Annotated in this window: 20 protein-coding genes; 6 read left to right on the top strand and 14 right to left on the bottom strand. The window is 64.9% G+C overall.

Annotated features, from left to right (window positions below; all coding sequences use genetic code 11):
- The 3 genes from ISS97_RS00645 to ISS97_RS00635 all read right to left on the bottom strand — a co-directional run bounded on the left by ISS97_RS00645 (window position 1) and on the right by ISS97_RS00635 (window position 2,598).
- On the bottom strand, window positions 1-999 hold the full coding sequence (locus ISS97_RS00645; RefSeq protein ID WP_379987301.1) for a YheT family hydrolase: 999 nt from the start codon (window positions 997-999) through the stop codon (window positions 1-3).
- Complete coding sequence (locus ISS97_RS00640; RefSeq protein WP_379987302.1) at window positions 996-1,796, bottom strand: lysophospholipid acyltransferase family protein; 801 nt, start codon at window positions 1,794-1,796, stop codon at window positions 996-998. The genes ISS97_RS00645 and ISS97_RS00640 overlap by 4 nt, the downstream gene beginning before the upstream one ends.
- A gap of 202 nt (window positions 1,797-1,998) precedes the next feature.
- Complete coding sequence (locus tag ISS97_RS00635; RefSeq protein ID WP_379987303.1) at window positions 1,999-2,598, bottom strand: TetR/AcrR family transcriptional regulator; 600 nt, start codon at window positions 2,596-2,598, stop codon at window positions 1,999-2,001.
- Window positions 2,599-2,667: 69 nt separating this feature from the next.
- On the opposite strand from ISS97_RS00635, the gene ISS97_RS00630 reads away from it, so the two are divergent.
- Window positions 2,668-3,960, top strand: a complete 1,293-nt coding sequence (locus ISS97_RS00630) for an MFS transporter (protein ID WP_379987304.1) — start codon at window positions 2,668-2,670, stop codon at window positions 3,958-3,960.
- A 1-nt stretch (window position 3,961) separates the two neighbouring features.
- On the opposite strand, the gene ISS97_RS00625 is transcribed toward ISS97_RS00630, so the two are convergent.
- On the bottom strand, window positions 3,962-4,438 hold the full coding sequence (locus ISS97_RS00625) for an Lrp/AsnC family transcriptional regulator (protein WP_379987305.1): 477 nt from the start codon (window positions 4,436-4,438) through the stop codon (window positions 3,962-3,964).
- Between the two features lie 150 nt (window positions 4,439-4,588).
- On the opposite strand from ISS97_RS00625, the gene phhA reads away from it, so the two are divergent.
- On the top strand, window positions 4,589-5,482 hold the full coding sequence (gene phhA / locus ISS97_RS00620) for a phenylalanine 4-monooxygenase (protein WP_379987306.1): 894 nt from the start codon (window positions 4,589-4,591) through the stop codon (window positions 5,480-5,482).
- Window positions 5,483-5,725: 243 nt separating this feature from the next.
- Complete coding sequence (locus ISS97_RS00615; protein WP_379987307.1) at window positions 5,726-6,334, top strand: OmpW/AlkL family protein; 609 nt, start codon at window positions 5,726-5,728, stop codon at window positions 6,332-6,334.
- Window positions 6,335-6,481: 147 nt separating this feature from the next.
- Here the strand turns inward: ISS97_RS00615 and ISS97_RS00610 are convergent, their stop codons facing one another.
- The 4 genes from ISS97_RS00610 to ISS97_RS00595 form a co-directional block, all read right to left on the bottom strand.
- Window positions 6,482-7,165, bottom strand: a complete 684-nt coding sequence (locus tag ISS97_RS00610; RefSeq protein WP_379987308.1) for an RES family NAD+ phosphorylase — start codon at window positions 7,163-7,165, stop codon at window positions 6,482-6,484.
- 77 nt (window positions 7,166-7,242) lie between these two features.
- Window positions 7,243-7,638 carry an MbcA/ParS/Xre antitoxin family protein gene (locus ISS97_RS00605; protein WP_379987309.1) on the bottom strand — a complete coding sequence of 132 codons (396 nt, stop codon included), beginning with the start codon at window positions 7,636-7,638 and terminating at the stop codon, window positions 7,243-7,245.
- 74 nt (window positions 7,639-7,712) lie between these two features.
- Window positions 7,713-9,509: a DUF885 domain-containing protein gene (locus ISS97_RS00600; protein ID WP_379987310.1), complete on the bottom strand. Its 1,797-nt coding sequence runs from the start codon at window positions 9,507-9,509 to the stop codon at window positions 7,713-7,715.
- Entirely contained in the window at window positions 9,510-11,162 is a 1,653-nt protein-coding gene (locus tag ISS97_RS00595) for a SulP family inorganic anion transporter (RefSeq protein ID WP_379987311.1), read from the bottom strand.
- Between the two features lie 236 nt (window positions 11,163-11,398).
- Between ISS97_RS00595 and ISS97_RS00590 the strand changes: the two genes are divergently transcribed.
- The gene (locus tag ISS97_RS00590; RefSeq protein WP_379987312.1) at window positions 11,399-12,592 is read left to right on the top strand and encodes a lytic murein transglycosylase; all 1,194 of its coding nucleotides are present in this window, start codon (window positions 11,399-11,401) and stop codon (window positions 12,590-12,592) included.
- A 218-nt stretch (window positions 12,593-12,810) separates the two neighbouring features.
- On the opposite strand, the gene ISS97_RS00585 is transcribed toward ISS97_RS00590, so the two are convergent.
- The 6 genes from ISS97_RS00585 to ISS97_RS00560 all read right to left on the bottom strand — a co-directional run bounded on the left by ISS97_RS00585 (window position 12,811) and on the right by ISS97_RS00560 (window position 16,102).
- Window positions 12,811-13,515, bottom strand: coding sequence for a helix-turn-helix transcriptional regulator (locus tag ISS97_RS00585; RefSeq protein ID WP_379987313.1), 705 nt, complete (start codon window positions 13,513-13,515; stop codon window positions 12,811-12,813).
- 68 nt (window positions 13,516-13,583) lie between these two features.
- A complete protein-coding gene (locus ISS97_RS00580) occupies window positions 13,584-14,222 on the bottom strand; it encodes a glutathione S-transferase family protein (protein WP_379987314.1) in 639 nt (212 codons plus the stop codon).
- Between the two features lie 129 nt (window positions 14,223-14,351).
- Complete coding sequence (locus ISS97_RS00575) at window positions 14,352-14,756, bottom strand: GFA family protein (RefSeq protein WP_379987315.1); 405 nt, start codon at window positions 14,754-14,756, stop codon at window positions 14,352-14,354.
- Window positions 14,753-14,992 (bottom strand): hypothetical protein, encoded by a 240-nt coding sequence (locus tag ISS97_RS00570; protein WP_379987316.1) that lies wholly within the window; start codon window positions 14,990-14,992, stop codon window positions 14,753-14,755. The genes ISS97_RS00575 and ISS97_RS00570 overlap by 4 nt, the downstream gene beginning before the upstream one ends.
- A 10-nt stretch (window positions 14,993-15,002) precedes the next feature.
- Window positions 15,003-15,614 (bottom strand): DJ-1/PfpI family protein, encoded by a 612-nt coding sequence (locus ISS97_RS00565; RefSeq protein WP_379987317.1) that lies wholly within the window; start codon window positions 15,612-15,614, stop codon window positions 15,003-15,005.
- 113 nt (window positions 15,615-15,727) lie between these two features.
- Entirely contained in the window at window positions 15,728-16,102 is a 375-nt protein-coding gene (locus tag ISS97_RS00560) for a VOC family protein (RefSeq protein ID WP_379987318.1), read from the bottom strand.
- Window positions 16,103-16,709: 607 nt separating this feature from the next.
- On the opposite strand from ISS97_RS00560, the gene ISS97_RS00555 reads away from it, so the two are divergent.
- Together ISS97_RS00555 and ISS97_RS00550 are read left to right on the top strand one after the other, a co-directional pair.
- Window positions 16,710-17,726, top strand: coding sequence for a class 1 fructose-bisphosphatase (locus ISS97_RS00555; RefSeq protein WP_379987319.1), 1,017 nt, complete (start codon window positions 16,710-16,712; stop codon window positions 17,724-17,726).
- 18 nt (window positions 17,727-17,744) lie between these two features.
- On the top strand, window positions 17,745-18,341 hold the full coding sequence (locus tag ISS97_RS00550; protein ID WP_379987320.1) for a 2OG-Fe(II) oxygenase: 597 nt from the start codon (window positions 17,745-17,747) through the stop codon (window positions 18,339-18,341).
- Window positions 18,342-18,389: the final 48 nt, after the last annotated feature.

The raw sequence follows: 18,389 nt of genomic DNA, 5'->3' as shown, positions 1-18,389 counted from the left end.
CTACAGGAGCGCGTTGAAGCGTGCGGCGATGTAGTCGTCGGTAAAGCTGGTCATGTCGTAGCCGCGGATGAAACCGCAATGCCCGCCGTGGGTTGCGATGTCCAGCTCCACGTTCGGCGGCAGTTCCAGCTTTTCGAACGCGTCGACCGGAATCACCGGATCGTCGCGCGCGGTAAGAATGGTGGCGGGAATATTCAAGGCCTTGAGCGCATCGCCGGCCACGGAATAGCCGTCCAGATACGCCTGCAGCGAACCGAAGTCGGTATGGCGCAACACCAGCGATTCGGTGAGGCCGCGCAGACTCTGCTTCAGCTCGTCCAGCTCGAAGTACTGCCGGTGCGGAAACGCCGCCTGCTTGGCCTGCAGCGAACGGCGCCACTTGCGCAGGAAGTAGGCGCGATAGAACCAGGGCGCGGTCTCTTCAAGCGAAAACAGGCCCTCGCCCGGATCGATGATCGGGCACACGGCCAGCGCATAACTCAAGGGAATGCCGGCTTCCGGCGCGCGCAACGCGGCGCGCAACGCGAAATTACCGCCCAGCGAAAAGCCCGCCAGCGCTACCCGCTGTGCCGGCCAGCGCCGCGTGATATCGGCCAGCGCGTGCACCACTTCGTCGATGCGGCAGGAATGGAACAGCGCTTCGTTGAGCGGGTGGCTGTCGCCGTGGTCGCGGAAGTTCAGGCGGAACACATCCCAGCCGTCCGCGAGCAGGCGGCTGCCGGTCTGCAGCACATACGTGGAGTCGACGCTGCCTTCCCAACCGTGGAACAGCACGGCCAGGCCACGCGCCTGCGGCCGGTGTTTCTGCGCTGTGTAGGCGCCGGTGAGGCGCACACCATCGCCACCGTCGACCATCACCGGTTCCGCGCCGTCCTGCACCGTCTGCGCCGCGCGCGGCAGCAGCTGGCGGCGCACACCGCTGGACGACAGCATGGTTTGGATATGGCCGCTGCTCAGCGGCCACGGCGGACGGAAGTCGATGCCCTTGGGCAAACTCATGCCGAGCGATCTTCCAGCGCGGCGGCGATGCGTTCGCGCGACAGCTCAGCCATGCGGCGGCGCGCTTCCGGCATGGCCGGCACTGGCTCCAGGAAATGCACCTCGGCATCCAGCGGCGCTTCGCCGAGCAGGCGCAGGAAGTTCTGCATGAAGTTCTCGCCTTCGCGGAAACCGGCGTCGACCACCCGACGGCCGTCGCGCGCGAAACGCAGCGCTACCGGTTGCACGGCCACTTCCGCATCGAGCGCGGCCTGGAAGATGCGGGCATGGAACACACGCAGCACGCCGTTGTGGCCAGTGCCGCCTTCCGGGAATACCGCCACCGAGCGCTGGCCACGCAGGCGATCGACCATCACCTGCATCACCGTCGCCAGCGAATGGTTGCTGCCGCGCCGATGGAAAATGGTGCCGCCGCTCGCGGCCAGCCAGCCGACCAGCGGCCAGCTGGCGATCTCGGCCTTCGCCACGAAACACGCCGCGCGCTGGCTGTGCAGCAGTTCGATGTCGACCCACGAGGTGTGGTTGGCGACGAACAGCACCGGATCGGCCAGCGGCTGGCCGACACGCACCGAACGCAGCCCGAAGATGCGCAGCAGCACGGTGGACCACCAGCGGATGGTGCGATGCGCGAACGGCTCCTGGCCGTTTTTCATCACAGCGTGCCGGTTCCAGCTGAGGATCAGCGAACACAACAGAATGCCGAGCACGATATGCAGCAACAGCAGCGGCACGCGCCACAGGTAGCGCAGGGGTCGCAAGAGGTCTCGGTCCGGGGCGGAAACGGTTTCGGTGCTCATCGGTCCGGTTAGTTTAGCGTTAGTCGGGCCGCGAGTCGGCAGTACGCGAGCGCATCGATAGCGGACAGCGTTTCAAACTGGCGAGCGCGTCTGCTGTAGGAGCGCACCCTGTGCGCGAAAGCCCCGCAAAGCGGGGCCGCTGGTACTCGTGTCATGGGAAAAGCGCGGCCCTCTCGGGCCATTTCGCGCACAGGGTGCGCTCCTACAGTGAGGCGTCGATCAGGCGACGGGCGGCGGCGCCGAGCGCGCGTGCGGGGCCGCCTTCGCCGAAGGTCTGGCCGGAGACGTAACTACCTTCGATCAACAGCAGCAGGCCGTCGGCCAGTTCGTCGGGATCGCGCGCGCGCATCTCGCGGCACATCTCGCGCAGGCGTTCGCGCAGGGCGCGTTTGCTGTCCACCGCAACTTGATGCGCCGGGTGTTCGCTATCGGGGTATTCGATGACGGCGTTGGTGAGACCGCAGCCGCGATAGCCGTCACTGCTAGCGCGCACGGCGAGCGTATCCACATAGGCGAGCAACTGGCCCTTCGGATCGCCAGGATGATCGGCGGCCGGCGCCTCGAAGTTGCGGAAGAAGCGCTGGTCGTAATCGCGGAGGTAGGCCGCGGCCAGTTCGTCCTTGGATTCGTAGGCACGATACAGGCTGGGCTTGGTCACGCCGGCCCGGGTGACGATTTCCTCCACGCCGATGGCGCGGATGCCCTCGCGATAGAACAGATCGAAGGCGGTGTCGCGAATGCGGTCCGCGGCACGGCGTGGCGCTTCGGCGGGGGCGGGAGGGGACTTGGGGCGATGGGACATACACGGGCCTGTTGACAATGTTACCGATCGGTACGTACTCTGCGCTTCCGTCCCGTACCGATCGGTAACATGACTATACAACGCCACCGGCCTTTCGGCCAAAACTATGCCTTTGTGGTGGTTGCCGTGGTGTTCATGGCCCTGCTGGCCTCGGCCGGCATGCGCGCCACACCGGGCGTGCTGATGCTGCCGCTGGGGCGTGCCTTTGGCTGGAGCCGGGACGATATTTCGGCCGCCGCAGCGGTGGGCATCCTGCTCTATGGCCTGATGGGGCCGTTCGCTGCCGCGCTGATGCAGCGCTTTGGCATCCGCCGGGTACTGGCCATTGCACTCACGGTGATGGCGCTGGCCGCCGCGTCGAGCGCGGCGATGAGCCAACCGTGGCATCTGCTGCTGACCTGGGGCGTGCTTTCAGGCGCGGGCACCGGCTGCGTGGCGGTCGTGCTGGGCGCCACCGTGGTCGGCCGCTGGTTCAGTACCCACCGCGGGCTCATGATGGGCCTGCTCACCGCCAGTACCGCCACCGGCACGCTGATCTTCCTGCCAGGCCTCGCCGCGATCGCCGAGTACGCCAGCTGGCGCGCGGTGGTGCTGACCATTGCCGCGGTCAGCGCCGTGCTCGTGCCACTGGTGCTGTGGCTGTTGCCGGAGCGTCCCGCCGATATCGGCCTGACCCGTTATGGCGCCACCGCAGACGAACCTGTCGATGCCGGCGCGCCGTCGGGCAATCTGTTTGCGCTGACCTTGGGCGTGCTTCAGCGAGCCAGCAAGCGCGGCGTGTTCTGGCTGTTGTTCGCTACGTTCTTTGTGTGCGGCTTCACCACCAACGGGCTGATCGGCACGCACTTCATCGCGCTGTGCGGCGACCATGGTATTCCCGAAGTGCGCGCGGCTGGCTTGCTGGCGATGATGGGTATCTTCGATCTGTTCGGCACCACGGTCTCGGGCTGGCTCACTGACCGCGTCGATCCGCGCAAGCTGCTGTTCGCCTATTACGGGCTGCGCGGGTTGTCGCTGATGTATCTGCCCTATTCCGATTTCTCGCTGTACAGCCTGTCGCTGTTCGGCGTGTTCTATGGCCTGGACTGGATCGCCACGGTGCCACCCACGCTGCGCCTGACCACCGAGGCTTTCGGCGAACGCGATGCGCCGGTGGTATTTGGCTGGGTAGTGGCGGGACACCAGGTTGGTGCGGCGGTCGCCGCGTTCATGGCTGGCGTGCTGCGCGTGCAGCTGGGCAGTTATCTGACTCCGTTCGTGATCGCCGGAGCCACCGGCGTGGTGGCCGCGTTCCTGGCTTTGCGCATTCAACGGCGCCGCGACGACGACCCGTCGATGGCGCTGGCGAACGAAGCCGCGTGAACTAGCGCTCCAACTGCGTCAAAGGCAAAGCCGCCGAGCGCTTTACCGTACGCAGCACGAAACTGGAATTCACATCGGCCACACCCGAGGCGTTGAGCAGGCGATCCAGCAAAAAGCGCGAGAAGTGCTGCAGGTCGGCCACATAGATGTGCATCAGGTAATCCATGTCGCCGGTGAGCGCATAGCAGGCGACGACCTCGTCCCACGCATTCACATGCTCCACGAAGCGCTCGATCGCCTCGCTCTCATGCTTGGTCAGCTGCACACGCACGAACGCTTGCAGGCCCAGGCCCACCGCCTCCGGATCCACCTGGGCGGTATAGCCAGTGAGGATGCCCTCACCTTCCAGCCGTTGCAGGCGGCGCAGGCAGGCGGAAGGCGACAGGCTGACCCGTTCGGCCAGCTCAGCATTGGTAATGCGCCCATCCCCTTGCAGTACAGCGAGGATGCGCAGATCGGTGCGGTCCAGGTTGCCCATGCACGATACCTCGGCGTAGAAGGTCTTTGACGCACGAATATTGCACCAAGAGTGCTTTATAGAACAACAAAACAACCTTCATGCGGGCCATCGGCCGTATGCTGTTGCTCGCCCTTCCCGGGCCTGTCTTGCAGCGAGCCGGAGCTACCGATGGACCAGAACGCGCCACGCAAAGTCGAACACCAGCAAACCGATCGCGGTTATGTGCCGGTGTACGCCACCGGCGTGGTCGAGCAGCCATGGGCCAGCTATAGCCGCACCGACCACGACGTGTGGAACACCCTGTTCCAGCGCCAGCGCGAGCTGCTGCCGGGCCGGGCCTGCAAGGAATTCATGGAAGGCGTGGAACGCTTCGGCCTGGGCGAAGGCGGCATCCCGAAGTTCGCTGACCTCAACAAGGTGCTGGGCAAGACCACTGGCTGGGAGTTGGTTGCTGTCGAAGGCCTGCTTCCGGACGAAGTGTTTTTCGATCACCTGGCCAATCGCCGCTTCCCGGTGAGCTGGTGGATCCGCAAGCCCGAGCAGCTCGATTACCTGAGCGAGCCCGATCTGTTCCACGATCTGTTCGGCCACGTGCCGTTGCTGCTCAACCCGGTGTTCGCCGATTACATGCAGGCGTACGGACGCGGCGGCATGAAGGCATTCGGCATCGGCCCCGAAGCGCTGATGAACCTCACGCGCCTCTACTGGTACACGGTGGAGTTCGGCCTGATCAATACGGATGAAGGCATGCGCATCTACGGCGCAGGCATCGTCAGCTCCAAGGGCGAATCCATCTACTGCCTCGACGCGCCTGCACCCAACCGTATCGGCTTCGGCCTGGAGCGCGTGATGAATACGCGCTACCGCATCGATACCTACCAGCAGACGTATTTCGTCATCGACAGCTTCGAGCAACTGTTCGAAGCAACGCGTCCGGACTTCACGCCGATCTATGCGCGGCTCAAGGATGGCACCGCGCACGCGGCGGCCGATGTGCTGGGTAGCGATCGCGTGTTCAATCGCGGCACGCGCGAAGGCTTTGCCACCGACGCCGATACCTGAGCCCGCGCAAGGTACGCGCCAGACAAAAGCCCGCCACCCGGCGGGCTTTTTATTTGATGTCCGACACACCTCAGCACGCCCGCGACAGCCTTGATGAGTGAAGTGTGATGCACCTCACGGGTGTGGCAGATCGTCGCGAAACGTTTTCACGCGTCCTTGCGATTGACTCAGATCAGATGCGCGCCCACGGCGCTGGGCCAGCATGGAAGCGCTACCTCGATATGGACACTACAAGGACACGCTATGAAATCCCTTTTGCCTCTGCTCGCCGTGGTCAGCCTCGGCGTCGCGGCCCTGCCCGCGCATGCCAATGACGATGCCTGGGTGGTGCGCTTCGGCGCGCACGCGGTCGATCCAAAATCGAACAACGGCACCCTCGCCGGCATGAAAGCCAAGGTCAGCGGCGACCTCAAACCGACCGCGAGCCTCGAGTACCTGATCACGCCGAACTGGGGCGCGGAACTGCTGGTGGCCGCACCATTCCGCCACAACGTGCGCCTCAATGGCACCCAGGTCGCCGTTGCCCATCAGCTGCCGCCGGTGCTCGGTGTGAACTACCACTTCATGACCGACCGCACGGTGTCGCCCTTCGTCGGCCTCGGCGTGAACTACACACGCTTCTTCAACATCGACGGCAAGGGACCGCTGCAAGGTACGCGCGTGAGCATCGACAGCAGCTGGGGCGTAGCCGCGCATGCCGGTGTCGACGTGAAGATCAGTCCGCGCTGGATGATTACGGCGGATGTGCGCTGGATGGATATCGGCAGCGACGTACACGTCAACGGCACCAGGGTCGGTCACACCACCATCAACCCGCTGGCCTACGGCGTGAGCTTCGGCTATCGCTTCTGAGTTTCAGCCTTCCATGCAGGGAAGGCTTTGGCAGGTTTCGCGCCCCGGGGCCTGCTGTTTTCTCTCTGTAGGAGCCCACCCTGTGGGCGATCGCCGCATCCCTGTGCTTCGTAGATTTATCGCGCACAGAGTCCGCTCCTACAGCGATCAGTGGCGCTTGAGTTCGCTCACTTCGAGCACCTGTGCGATGCGCTTGCCGTCCCAGCGATACAACAAGTGCTGCGCCTGCACGCACGGTGCGACGCGATCGGGATAGAACACAGCCACGCATTCGCCGCCATGATGGCGCGCGCTCTCATACACGATGCCGTCCGAACCTTCGGCGCGCAGCTTGCGCGCCAGCGCCACGCTGGCGCCGTAACTGTCCGGGTCGTGTTCCGCCGGCCAGCCGCCGCGCAGGTCGTGCAGCTTCGCCTGGATGCTGGTGCGGTAGCAGCGCATTTCCGTATCGCAGGGCGGCTCGGCGGTGGCCGCGAGAAAGCGCTCGCGGTGATACACGGTCTCTTCCACCGCCGTGGCCACGCTGTGCGCGGCATAGAACACGCCCCAGCTGCCGTCGGAGAAACGGCTGCCTTCCGGATTGAGGTGCGTAAACGCCGCCATGATCGGCGTAGTGCCTGGACCACTGACGCGCCGGTCCTTCGGCACCAGCGGCAGCACGCCGAGCTCATCGCGGATGCGCGGATTGGTCAGCGCTTCGATCGCATACAGCGCATCCAGATCGCCCGGATCGGCGATGCGGTCAAATACGCCCACCGGCGGAAAACGGCTGGGCACGATGCGATACGCCTGACTCCAGCGGATGCGTTTGAGCGGGGGAATGTCGGCCATGACGGGGCGATCTCGGGCTACCTGCCGGGGTCAATGCAGTATGCGGTGCCGACGTATCGCCGACTGCGACGCGCTTCTTACCAACCGCGCTGCGCGTCCAAGTACTGACGTACCACGTACAGATCGGCCACGTTGCCCGACAACATGCGCTGCATCGCCGACTGCCCGCCGAACAGCGGCGCCTTGTTCGCCTTGTGCACCCAGTTGTCGGCCTGCTGCGGATCGTTGAACAGAATTTGCAGATCCTTGTAGATGCCCAGCAGATAGCTGATGCGCTCCAGCACGTCGCGACTCAGGCTGCCAGCCTGCTGGCGCTTCCACTTATAGAACGTGGACTCCGGCGGATCGCCGAGCAGCTTGCGCTGATCACCGATGCGCAGGCCCCAGCGCTCCGCCAGATTGAAGAAAGCGCGCAGCGCCGGGCCGCCGAGATCGGCAGTAGGAACGGTTTCAGGAAGGAGATGAGCCGCCATGTGGAAACTCTCCCTATGAAGTTGAGGTGGAGTTTACTCCATTTATAGACTTCGCGCCATATTCCGCCGCGCGCCTACAAGGGAGCCTTTACCGCAGCCGGCTTGGCGCAATCGCACCCGAAATCCGGCTCCGGCCCACCCTCCGCGATGAAGCGGTCGATACGCTGCTCCAGCACCGGCAGCGGCACGGAGCCGATCTGCAGCAGGGTGTCGTGGAAGTGGCGGATGTCGAACTTCGGGCCCAGCGCCTGTTCGGCCTTGCGGCGCAGTTCCAGGATCTTCAGATAGCCCAGCTCGTACGACAGTGCCTGGCCGGGCCAGCTGATATAGCGGTCGACCTCGTTGGCGATCTCGCGAGTGGACAGCGCGGTGTTGTCGGTGAGGTAGTCGATGGCCTGCTGGCGCGTCCAGCCGAGGTGGTGGATGCCGGTGTCGACCACCAGGCGGCAGGCGCGCCACATCTGGTAGGTGAGATAACCGAAGCGCTCGTAGGGCGTCTTGTAGATGCCCATCTCGTTGCCGAGGTATTCGGAGTACAGGCCCCAGCCCTCGCCGTAGGCGGAGATGTAACCTTCGCGGCGGAACGCCGGCTGGCCCTTCTGCTCGGCGGCCAGCGCGAGTTGCAGCGAATGACCCGGTGCCGACTCGTGCAATGTCAGCGCCGCCACGTTGTAGAGCGGACGCGACGGCAGGTCGTAAGTGTTCACCAGATAGGCGTTCGCACCGCCACGGCCCGAGGTGTAGTACGGCGCGATATCCGGCGCCACCGGCACAATGGCGAAGCGCTGGCGCGGCAGCCGGCCGAAGAGCTTGGCGAGCTGACCATCCACCTGCTTCGCCACCCAGGCGCTACGCATCAGCAGCTCGTCGGGTGTCTTGGCGTGGAACTGCGGATCGGTGCGCAGGAAGTGCAAGAACTCCGGGAAGCTGCCCTTGAAGCCGCTCTCCAGCATGGTCTTGACCATCTCGGCGTGGATCTTTGCCACTTGCTCCAGACCAACCTGATGGACCGCGCCCGGATCGAGATCGAGCGTGGTGTATTCGACGATCTGCTGGCGGTACCACGCCTTGCCGTCCGGCATGGCTTCGGCGGCGAGCGTGGTGCGTGCCTTGGGCACGTAATCGTTGCGGAAGAACGTCAGCAGCTTGGCGTAGGCCGGTATCACTTTTCCGGCGATCACCTTGCGCGCTTCGTCCTGCATCGCCGTCGCCTGGTCGGCGGGTACGCTCACTGGTATGTGCTGGAACGGTTTGTAGAAGCTGGTCTGCGTGGGGTCCTTGAGCTCAGCCACTGCGGCGATGGAAACGTCGCGGCCATCGAGTACCGCGCGCGGTACGGTGAAGCCGCGCGCCAGCCCATCGCGCATGTTGTCGATCTGCTGATCGAAATACGCCGGCACCTGGCCAAGGCGGTCGAGATAACGGCGGAAGTCCTGCGGCGTGCGCAGGTCATCGGCATTGAGCACGTAGCCCAGATCGCTCCAGAACGCCGAGTCGCTGTTGAATGGCATCTGCCACTGCTTGAACTGCTGCACGGCGAGCAGGTTCTGTACTTGTGCGCGGTAGACGGCGTAGTTGACCTGATCCTCGGCGGACAACTGCTTCACGTCGATCGTGCTCAGGTCGGCCAGCACCTTCTGCCAATAGTCGAGCCGGCGCTGCTGGTTGGCCGCGTCCACCGTATCCAGCCGCGCATTGTTGGGCTGGGCTTCGCCGGAGTTGCTGATGCCGGCCTGTCCGTTGCGCCAGGCCCATTCCGTTTCATAGATCTGCTTGAAGCGCGCGTCAGCGCTCTGCTGCTGTGCCCATGCCGGTGTCGCCAGCGTCAGGGCGGCCAGTGTCAGCCAGCCCAAGCGTGTTGCGTTCTTCACTTAAGGGGTTTCCTTCGCCTTGGATGAGGGTGGAGCAGCCATCACGGCATCCTCCACGCTCCAGTAATCCAGCGCCTGTGGCGGAAGCTGGGGCAGCGCCATGCGCAGCAGCGCATCGCGCGCGACGTCTTTCAATCGTGCCACGCGCAGCTCGATGCCACGAGCGTCGAGCCATGTCACCAAGTCGGCGAGCGCTTCGAGCGTGGTCCCATCGAGATCGGGCGACTCTTCCAGACTCAGGACCAACCGCTGCAAACCGGTACGCTCCTGCACCCGCCGCCTTACCTGCACCAGCACGGCTTCCGCATTGGCGAAGAACAGCGGTTCTTCTGGCCGCACGATCAACAAGCCCGGCAACTCGCTGGTGCCGTGCTGCGCGATATCGACAAAATCATGTCCGCCCGCGAGCTGCCCCAGCACGCTCAGCCGCGCCGCGGCGAGCTGGCGCAGCAGCATGATCAGGCTGAAGGCGATCGCCACCAGCAGGCCGTTGAGGATGCCCAGCGACAACACCGCAATCACGGCGGCGAGTGCAACCAGCCGATCGCGATGCCAGCGCAGATAGGGCGTGAATACCGACAGCCGCAGCGATTTGCTCACCGCGTGGATCACGATAGCGGCAAGTACCGGCTCGGGAATGCGCTCGATCCAGCGCAGGAGCAGGCACACCATCAGCAACACGCACGCCGCCGCGACCAGCCCGGAAAGACGCGAACGCGCACCAGCTGCCTCGTTGGCCGAAGTGGCCGAATAGCCCGCGCCCACCGGCATGCCGTGCAGCAGACCTGACACCGCATTGGCGACGCCGAGCACGGCAAGGTCGCGGTTGGGATTCACGCTATCGCCATGCTTGAGCGCAAAGCCTCGGATCGCGCTATACGACTCGGCGTACAGGATCAACAGCAAGGCGGCGGCCAGCTCCACGCTGGGCAGCCACTGACCGCTCTGCGGCCAGATGGGCCAGGCCCATTGCGGGGCGAGGCGGATCTCGCCGGTCAGCGTCACCCCATGCGATTCGAGCCAGCCCGACGCCGCCACGCCAAGCACGATCACCAACAGGCTCCCAGGCAACCTGTGCAGGCGTTCGGCGAGGAAGAGCAGCGCCAGCGCCAGCACACCGCAAGCCAGCGTCGCCGGCTGCATCTGCCCCAGGTCGCCCAACAGATCCGCCAACAGCAAAGGCACGAAATCGCCATGCATCGCCGGCACGCCGAACAGATGCGGCAACTGCTTCAGCGCGATCACGCAGGCAAGCCCGAAGGTGTAACCGCGCAACACCGGGCGGGCGATCAGATGCGAGAGGCCGCCGAGCCGCAACATACTCGCAACCAGAAAACAGCCGCCCGTAAGCAACACCAGCGTGGCTGCCATCGCCGCGCGCGAGACTTGATCATTGCCGGCCAGCGCCAGTGTGCCCGCGGCCAACACTGCCGCCGATGACGATGTCGCTGACACGATGGCGTAACGGCTGCGCCCGAGCAGGCCGTAGCAAACCAGGCCTGCAAACAGCGCGATGACGCCGGCCTGCGGCGGCAGGCCAGCGATGCCGGAATACGCCACGGCTTCGGGCAACAACAGTCCCGCGATGGACAGACCCGCCAGGACATCGATGCCTACGGTGTTTCCTGGCGCGGCGCCTGACGCCGTGCTCATTCGATGGTGCCGGTCCGGCCCGGCAGATAGCCCGCCTGATGGCTGGGCGCGAACAGCCCGGGATAAGGCACGTGCGGTGTAAACATCGACATTCCCTCGACGAGCGGTGGCGCCGAGGTTAGCCCAATCGCGACAGGGCGGGGATGAGCAACTATTTGCGTTGACCATGGCTTCGTACAGCCAATGCTTTTGTACCCTGCGCTAACCTGCCCGCTTCCCCCCGTCGGCGATTCCCCATGCCCACACCTCGCTCTGCACTGCTTGCCCTCGCCTTGCTCGCCGGTCCCGCTATGGCGCAGGATCAGAACAGCTTTCAGCAATGCCTGGCCGGCCTCGCGCCGACTGCCGCACAACGCGGCGTGAGCGCCGATACCTACCGCAAGTACACGCGCGACCTGTTGGCTGACACCACGGTCATCGACGCCCTCAACCACCAGCCTGAGTTCACCACGCCAGTGTGGGATTACCTCTCCGCCCTGGTCGACCAGGAGCGCATCGGTGACGGCAAGGCGCGCCTGAAGCAATGGGCGTCCGTACTCGACCGCGCGCAACAGAAGTACGGCGTGGATCCCGCCACGGTGGTGGCGGTATGGGGCGTGGAGAGCAACTACGGGCAGCAGTTCGGGCAGCGCCCCTTGCTGAAGTCGCTCGCCACGCTGTCGTGCATGGGCCGGCGTCAGGATTATTTCCGTGGCGAGTTCTATGCCGCGCTGCGCATCGTGCAGAGCGGCGATATCACCGCCGATGAGTTCAAGGGCTCGTGGGCCGGTGCATTCGGGCATACGCAGTTCATGCCGTCGACATTCGAGCGCGTGGCGGTGGATTTCGATGGCGACGGCCGCCGCGACCTGATCGCCAGCGTGCCCGATGCGCTCGGCTCGACGGCGCATTATCTGCAGATGTCGCACTGGCAGAGCGGCCAGCCGTGGGGTTACGAAGTGAAGCTACCCTCACCGTTCGACAGCAAAGTGAGCGGGCGCGACGCCAAGCGCCCGATGAGCTACTGGCGCGCGCAGGGCGTGCGATTGGTCAACGGTTCGCCGCTGCCCGATGCCGATACGCCGGCTGCCCTGGTGTTGCCGGCGGGCGCGCAAGGTCCCGCCTTTCTTACGCTGCGCAATTTCGATGCGATCTACGCGTACAACGCATCGATCAACTACACGCTCGCCATCGCCCTGCTCTCCGATCAGCTGCGCGGCAAGCCCGGCATGGTGGCGGCATGGCCGACCGACGATCCCGGCACGTCGCGCGCCGAGCGTCGCGAGCTGCAGCGCCTGTTGATCGCACATGGCTACGACATCGGCGAAGTGGACGGCATGATCGGCGACAAGTCGCGCGAGGCGATCCAGCAGGAGCAGCGCAAGCGCGGATTGCCCGACGACGGCCGTCCGGGCCAGCGCATCCTGAAAGCGCTGCGGCAATCGCCTTAAGGGTGCTCTGAACCCGTCTACGTAGCCGTCACCAGCTCTGTCTGCCCACAGATGCGCGGTGCGTTGGCGACGGCAGACTGGCCGTCTTCCTAGCCGGCGCACTGCGCATCTGTGGGCAGACAGAGCCGGCCCTCACCTTTAAATTGGATTGACAGGGTGATGTGCGGGGTACCCGCACATCATGGCGGCTACGTAGACGGGTTCAGAGCACCCTTCAGTTATTCCATGCCTTCGTAGTAACCGCTCATGGCTTCCATATAGGCGTCCAGATCGCGCCCCTTTGCCACGCTGAACCGCTCGCCGGTGATGGTGCAATCGGCAATGCGATCCGGGCGGAAATTGCGGAAGCCTTCGCGCAGCCGACACCAGCTGCCCAAGGTCCAGGCACCGCCCCAGAACGCCAGGCATAGCGGCTCGACCTCGCGCGAACTGGGGCGGCCGGCTTCATCGGCGTAGTCGATGCGCAATACCTGGTTCTCGCTGATGGCCGCATTGAGGCGATCGATCAGTACCGCGAACGCGGTCTTGGTGGGATCGCGCCAGATCGGCGCATAGATGCGCGTGCGCGCGGCACGATCGCGCAGCTCCGGCGGCAGCACGGCCTCGATCTTCAACAATGCGGCGCGCGCGCTGCCGGCCAGTTTTTCGCCCGCGAACGCACGCACGAAGCGCGTGCCCACCACCAGCGATTCGAGCTCGTCGGCGGTGAACATCAGCGGAGGGATATCCGAGCCCTTGCGCAGCACGTAGCCCACGCCGGCCTCACCTTCGATCGGCACGCCAGACAGCTGCAGGTCCGCCACATCGCGATAGACCGTGCGCAGCGAAACGCCCAGGGTGTCGGCGAGACTCCGCGCCGGCAGCGCCGTGCGGCGCCCACGCAGGGCGTGGATGATGAGGAACAGGCGATCGGCGCGGCGCATCCGCACATGATCGCCGAGCCGCACCGCGACGGCCAGCGTCGGACGTCACGATGCGCGACTCTCATGGCTCAGGCCACCTGCGACGCCTGGGCTGCCGCCAGCGCGGCATCCTTTTCGTGCGCCCGCTTGATCGCCGGGCGCGAGATGACGCGGTCGATATAGGCGCGGATCACCGGAGTCTCCGGCACCAGCTTGAACATGGTGGTCCAGTTCAATGCGTTGGCCCATAGCACGTCGACGGCGCTGAAACGTTCGCCCAGCAGATAGGGACCGCGCTCGAGCTGGTCGGTGAGCGTCTTGAACATGGTGTCGAAATCGCCGTAAGGGCAGGTCGACGGCGGCGCGGGCTCGCGCTTCATCGAGCGATCCACCAGCGCGGGTTCGAAACAAGATCCGTAGAACACCATCCAGCGCAGATAAGGTCCGCGCAGCGGATCACCAATCGGCGGCGCCAGCTGCTTCTTGGTAAATAGATCCGCCAGATACAGATACACCGCCGGCTGTTCCGTGATCAGCGCCCCTTCGTGCAGGATCGCTGGCACCTTGCCCATCGGATTCACTGACAGATAGTCCGGCTGCCGCTGTTGCTTGGCGCCGAGGCTGAGCAGGTGCATGTCGTAGTCGGCTTCCAGCTCTTCGAGCAGGGCCAGGGTGCCGCCGGAGCGACTGTTCGGTGCGTGGAAGAATGTGACGCGCGGTTCGCTCATGACAACGCCCTCCTCGTTTGGATTACCTGTAGGAGCCCACCCTGTGGGCGAAAGCCCTGCAACGCAGGGCCGCTTCGGTTCCACCAAGAGCGCGGCCTGGTCGGCCGCGTTCGCGCACAGAGTGCGCTCCTACAAATGCCGCGTTTCGGCCGGCACCGACATCCAGTTGTTGTTGCGGCCGTCGAAGTAACGCAGCGGCGCGTCGATCAGTTCTTCCGCTTCCGCGTCGTCCAGGCAGGCCAGGTTGACCGAGTAATAGGCGCCGCCGATTTCCTCGACATAACCGTGGTTGTACGCATGTACGCCGCAGTGCCTGCAGAACACGTGATGGCAACTGTTGGAGTTGAACTGGTAGTCGGTCAGCTCGCTTTCGCCCGACAGCAGACGGAAGGATGCCGGCTTCACCGTGACGCCCCAGTAACGGAGCTTGCCGCAGATGGAACAGTTGCAACGGCCGGTGCCGGCCGACAGATCGAGATCCGCTTCGTAACGCACGCGGCCGCAATGACAACTGCCGTGGTAAGTCTTGATCACAATGTCTCTCCGTTGGGGCGGCCGGCGGCGGCAATCGTCGCGCCGGCACACAAACCTGTCATGGCGACCGTAGCAATGGTCTGTAATCGCGGCGGCCGCGTAGCGGGAACCGGCTTGCCGCGCGGCCTGGTTTCAACTGGGGGCGACACCGGCAGGCGGTATTGGCCGTCCATCAGCAGGCCGCGCAGGTATAGCGGTCGATAGCCTTGCAGAACACGTTGCAGGAAATCGCTCATGTTCATGTCCTCAGGCGGCGACCGCTCGCTCGCCGGCAAACCACGGTGGCGGCGCCGCGTGCTTGAACAGGCGATACCAGTGTTCGCGATCGCTGGCGCTGTACAGATCCAGCGTGCGGATCACCTCGCGGGCGAACTCCACACTGCCCAGGCTGCTCGCCGTGATCACACCGCCATCGCTGACCGCCAGCACATCCGGGTCGTACTGTTCGGACCCCGCATAGGCCGGCACATGGCTGCCGATAAAACCAGTCAGGTTCCCGGTATGGCGACAGCGCTCCAGCAGGCCTGCACGGGCTACCGCCAGCACGGCGCTGCTGATGGCGGCTACCGGTGCACCAGCCGCGTGCACGCGCAGGGCGGCATCGACCGCTTCGTCGCCTTCGCCACGCTCCCATAGATGTCCGCCCGGCATGATCAATAGTGCCGCGCGGGCCAGATCGATCCGGTCCAGCGTCTGCTCCGGCAGCACGCGCAGGCCGCCCTGGGAGACCACCGGCTGCATCGAGAACCCCACCGTCACCACTCGCCAGTCGCCCGGCCGGCGGATCTCGCACAACGCCAACGCAGCCTCCCAGTCGGCAAACCCGTCGAACACCAGGAAATACACGGTGTCACGCATGATGCTTCCCTCCTCTATCGATACGTGTGATCAGGCATGTGCCCGTCATAACGACGAACGACAGGGGCGCGACCAGACATCGCCCCCTCGCTCGCCCCAACCGGGTGGAGGGGTCACTGCCGGGACCACAGCCCCACCCGGTTGCCTTCACTGTCCTTGAACTGCGCGAACGCCCCGCGTCCTTCCGGCAACACCGTGCGCGGCACGATCACCGCTCCACCAGCCTGCTCAACACGCGCCAGCGTCTCGCCCACATCCGCCACGCTCAGATACACCGTGCTGCCGTGAATCGACGGCTCGCAATGCTCGAACTTCATCAGCGCGCCAGTGACGTGGTGGTTGCTGTCATACGGAAACACCGCCAGCTCCATCCCGCCAAACGGCTCACGCTTCAGCGCCGTACCCAGCGCGGCGTCATAGAAACGAATGGCGCGATCCATCTCATGGACCGGAATCTCAAACCAGTTGGTGACGATCGGGTTCAGCATGTCCGTATTCCTCCAGGTGCCCAGCGCACCAACACAGTCTGGGCGCCCCCTGCTGCCAACGTGATGTCAGCAGGGGAGGAGAAAGGTGGTGCGAAGCGAGCCGTAACCGGGCCCCCTGTGGGGGGTGAGGGTTGGACGATCAGGCCCCGAAGGGGGCATCGACAGGACGTCGATGCCTTTTCGACACGACATGGATGTCCTGTCGAAAAGCCCGGCCAACCCTCACGGACCCGCTCCACGGGACTAGCTTCGCGTCGCAGGCGAAGCCGGAGGGCACGTAAGAGGGGTGCCCTCTCTTTTGGTTACTTTTCTCTGGGCAAGCAGAGAAAAGTAACTCGGCCTCCGGCAGGAGGACGAAACCCCGCCGCAGGCGGACCAGAACACGCAGACGCTAAAACCCAGCGACAACGCCACTGGATGACCAGCTTCGCTGTTGTGAAGCGCCTCCTGCCTACGCAGGGATGACGAAGTAGAAGCGATGAACCGAGCCCTCACCTCTCACCCCAACCCTCTTCCCTAAAGGGAGAGGGAGAAAAGGGCGCGCCACGGCTGGCGCCATTCAGCCGCACCCCGGACAATGCGCGTTCCCATTCGCCACGGACCCGCCATGAAGCCCGTCTCGCTGATCCAGTTCCTGATCGAGGAACGCCGCGCCGGCCGCATCAACGCCGAACTCTCCCTGCTGATCGAAGTGGTCGCGCGCGCCTGCAAGCGCATCGCCGTCGCCACCAACAAGGGCGCGCTGGGCGGCGTACTGGGTGAAGCCGGCACCGGCAATATCCAGGGTGAGGCGCAGAAAAAGCTGGACGTGATCTCCAACGAGATCCTGCTCGAAGCCAACGCCTGGGGCGGCCATCTCGCCGCCTGCGCGTCGGAGGAAATGGAAGACCCGCAGCCGATCCCGGACATGTATCCGAAAGGCAATCACCTGCTGATGTTCGATCCGCTAGACGGCAGCTCGAACATCGACGTGAACATCTCCGTCGGCACCATCTTCTCGGTGCTGCGCTGCCCGGATGGCGTCGTCGAACCCAAGGCCGAGCACTTCCTGCAGCCGGGCACCACCCAGCTGGCCGCCGGTTACGTGGTGTACGGCCCGGCCACCGTGCTGGTGCTGACCTTCGGCCACGGCACGCACGAGTTCACGCTGGACCGCGAAGTGGGCAGCTTTATCCTCAGCCGCCGTGATATCCGCATTCCGGAAGAGACGGGCGAGTTCGCCATCAACATGTCCAACCAGCGCCACTGGGAAGCGCCGATGCAGCGCTATATCGGCGAACTGCTGGCCGGCAAGGAAGGCCCGCGCGGCAAGGACTTCAACATGCGCTGGGTGGCCTCGATGGTGGCCGACGTGCATCGCATCGTGACCCGCGGCGGCGTGTTCTATTACCCACTGGATGCCAAGATCAAGGACAAGGGCGGCAAGCTGCGCATCATGTACGAAGCCAACCCGATGGCTTTCATCATTGAGCAGGCCGGTGGCGCGGCCACCACCGGTCGCGAGCGCATTCTTGAGCTGCAGCCGACTGGCCTGCACCAGCGCGTGCCGGTGTTCCTTGGTTCGAAAAAAGAGATCGAGGTGGCGACGCACTATCACCTGGAAGCGGACGGAGCGCAGGGCTGAAGCCCTGCTCGCTGCGGCATGGCTGCCAACGATTTCATCGAGGTCTACGAACAGGCGCTGTCGCCAGAGCAATGCGCTGCCCTGATCGATCGCTTCGAGCACAGTAGTCACATCGCCCCCGGCCAGGTCGGGGGCGGCGTGTATCCCGAGCTGAAGCACAGCAGCGACATCACCATCAGCGGCCGGCCCGAATGGCGCGATGCCGAGACCGCGCTGAACCTGGCGATGCTCAACGGCCTGGTCGCCTATCTGCGCCGCTACCCGTACACCCTGATTGCGCCGCTGATGCTGCAGGTACCCGATCTCGCCACCGGCGAGCCGCGACGGCTGGCCGAGCAGGACATCGCCAGCATGGATGATGCGGCGCTGGGCAAACTGGCGCGTCAGGTGTTCGTGCCCGGCTCGATCAACCTGCAGCGCTATCGCGGCGGCGCCGGCGGTTATCCCTACTGGCACTGCGAGCTGTTCCCGCGCGATGCCAGCGCGCAGACGCTGCACCGGCATCTGCTGTGGACGATCTACCTCAACGACGGCTTCGCCGAGGGCGAAACCGAGTTCCTCTATCAGGGCCGCAAGGTGACGCCGCGCGCCGAGCAGCTTTACGGCGCCAGCTGACCATTGCCCCAGCGAACGCCGCAGGTGCCCCGCGCGGCGCCCGGATTC

It is taken from the genome of Dyella koreensis (genome assembly GCF_044904565.1).
In the GTDB taxonomy this organism is placed as follows: Bacteria; Pseudomonadota; Gammaproteobacteria; order Xanthomonadales; family Rhodanobacteraceae; genus Dyella_D; species Dyella_D koreensis.
This window is presented reverse-complemented; position numbering and strand designations above follow the sequence as displayed.